The 2,012-nt window shown below is 67.8% G+C and carries 2 protein-coding genes and 1 pseudogene; 2 read left to right on the top strand and 1 reads right to left on the bottom strand.

What is annotated here, in order from left to right; genetic code table 11:
• Both P3W85_RS20165 and P3W85_RS20160 read left to right on the top strand, forming a co-directional pair.
• A pseudogene (locus P3W85_RS20165) lies at positions 1–602 on the top strand (iron-containing alcohol dehydrogenase); the annotation flags it as partial.
• Between the two features lie 81 nt (positions 603–683).
• Complete coding sequence (locus P3W85_RS20160; protein ID WP_276266107.1) at positions 684–1,205, top strand: O-acetyl-ADP-ribose deacetylase; 522 nt, start codon at positions 684–686, stop codon at positions 1,203–1,205.
• Here P3W85_RS20160 and P3W85_RS20155 read toward each other — a convergent pair.
• Positions 1,202–1,912, bottom strand: a complete 711-nt coding sequence (locus tag P3W85_RS20155) for an aspartate/glutamate racemase family protein (protein WP_276266106.1) — start codon at positions 1,910–1,912, stop codon at positions 1,202–1,204. The two genes, P3W85_RS20160 and P3W85_RS20155, sit on opposite strands and share 4 nt — an antisense overlap.
• Positions 1,913–2,012: the final 100 nt, after the last annotated feature.

Here is a 2,012-nt window from a genome sequence, read left to right as displayed (position 1 = left end):
CCGCCGGCCTGACCGCCGCCACCGGCATGGACGCGATCGCGCATTGCGTCGAGACCTTCCTCGCACCCGCCTTCAACCCGCCCGCCGACGGCATCGCGCTGGACGGGCTGGAGCGCGGCTGGGCTCATATCGAACGCGCCACGCGCGACGGCCAGGACCGCGAGGCGCGGCTGAACATGATGAGCGCCTCCATGCAGGGCGCCATGGCCTTCCAGAAGGGGCTGGGCTGCGTGCACTCGCTGTCGCACCCGCTCGGCGGCCTCAAGATCGACGGCAAGACCGGCCTGCACCACGGCACCCTGAACGCGGTGGTGATGCCGGCTGTACTTCGCTTCAACGCCGATGCGCCCAGCGTGGTGCGCGACAACCGCTACGCCCGCCTGCGCCACGCCATGGGCTTGCCGAAGGATGCCGACCTGGCCCAGGCCGTGCACGACATGACCGCGCGCCTCGGGCTGCCCACCGGCCTGCGGCAGATGGGCGTCACCGAAGCCATGTTCGACAAGGTGATCGCCGGTGCGCTGGTGGACCACTGCCACAAGACCAACCCAAAAGAGGCCAGCGCCGAGGATTATCGGCGTATGCTGGCGGAATCCATGTAAGTGCCGCGGCGGGCCGGCAGCACAGGTGCGCGGAACAGCCGGGGCGATCCAGCTTTATCCAACCAGCACGGAGAAGAGGTCATGACAGGGGAACACCTGCAGGTCTTGCACGGAGACATTACCCGCATGGAAGTCGACGCCATCGTCAATGCTGCCAATAGCGGCCTGCTCGGTGGCGGCGGTGTCGATGGCGCCATCCATGGCGCCGGCGGTCCCGCCATCATGGCCGCCTGCCGCGGCATCCGCGAAACCAAGGGCGGATGCCCCACCGGACAGGCGGTGATCACCACCGGCGGCCTGCTGCCCGCGCCCTATGTCATCCATGCGGTCGGCCCCGTGTGGGAAGGCGGCAACCACAACGAAGACGCCCTGCTTGCCAGTGCCTATGAGGCGAGCGTGGCGCTGGCCGCGCAGCACAAGCTGCGCACCCTCGCCTTTCCCAATATCAGCACCGGCATCTACGGCTTTCCACGCGAGCGCGCCGTCGATATCGCCATCAATGCAGTGCGCAAGGCGTTGGCCAAGGCACCCGGCATCGAGCAGGTGAGCTTCGTCTGCTTCGACGACGAGAACTACAGGTTGTATCGGCAGCGCCTGAGCTAGCCCCCAACCACCACCCCCTCCAGCGCGCGGCTCACCGCCGCGCGCGCATGCAGCGCAGTCGTATCGAACACCGGCAGCGCCACGTCGTCCTGCCCGATCAGCAGCGCGATCTCGGTGCAGCCGAGGATCACGCCGCCCACGCCCTGCGCCTGCATGCCGCCGATAATGCGCCGGTAGGCATCGCGCGATCCGTCGCGCACGATGCCGTGGCAGAGTTCGTCGTAGATGATCCGGTGCACCAGCGCGCGGTCCGCGGCGTCGGGCACCACCACCTCGATGCCGTGCATGTCCTGCATACGGCCGCGATAGAACGCCTGCTCCATGGTGAAGGCCGTGCCGAGCAGGCCCACGCGCGCGATGCCGGCGTCCCGCAACGCCTGCGCGGTGGGATCGACGATGTGAAGGAAGGGAATGTCGAGCGCCGCTTCCAGCGCGGGCGCCACCCGGTGCATGGTGTTGGTACAGAGCAGCACGAAATCCGCCCCAGCCGCCTGTACCTGCAAGGCGGCCTGCTGCATGCATTCGCCGAGTTCGTCCCAGCGCTGCGCGTGCTGCAGCGCCTTGACCTGCTCGAAGCTCACCGTGACCATCACGCTGCGCGCGTTGCGGTGCCCGCCAAGCCGCGCTTTCATGTCCTGGTTGATCAGGCGGTAGTACTCGGCCGAGGATTCCCAGCTCATGCCGCCGATCAGTCCGATCGTTTTCATTTGACCTTCCCTGTACGCACTGGCGCTTTCGGATCCGGCCAATGTAGCAGCAGGCGGGGCCACGGCCCATGCACAGTCGGCCGGTTTCCCGCCGGGCCAG

Source organism: Cupriavidus basilensis, assembly GCF_029335485.1.
Taxonomy (GTDB): Bacteria; Pseudomonadota; Gammaproteobacteria; order Burkholderiales; family Burkholderiaceae; genus Cupriavidus; species Cupriavidus basilensis_E.
The sequence above is the reverse complement of the archived record's forward strand: the minus strand, read 5'-3'. Positions and strand labels throughout refer to the sequence as shown.

Coding starts and splice junctions, on each gene's coding strand:
- P3W85_RS20160 (WP_276266107.1), top strand. CDS start 684: ATGACAGGGGAACACCTGCAGGTCTTGCACGGAGACATTACCCGCATG.
- P3W85_RS20155 (WP_276266106.1), bottom strand. CDS start 1,912: ATGAAAACGATCGGACTGATCGGCGGCATGAGCTGGGAATCCTCGGCC.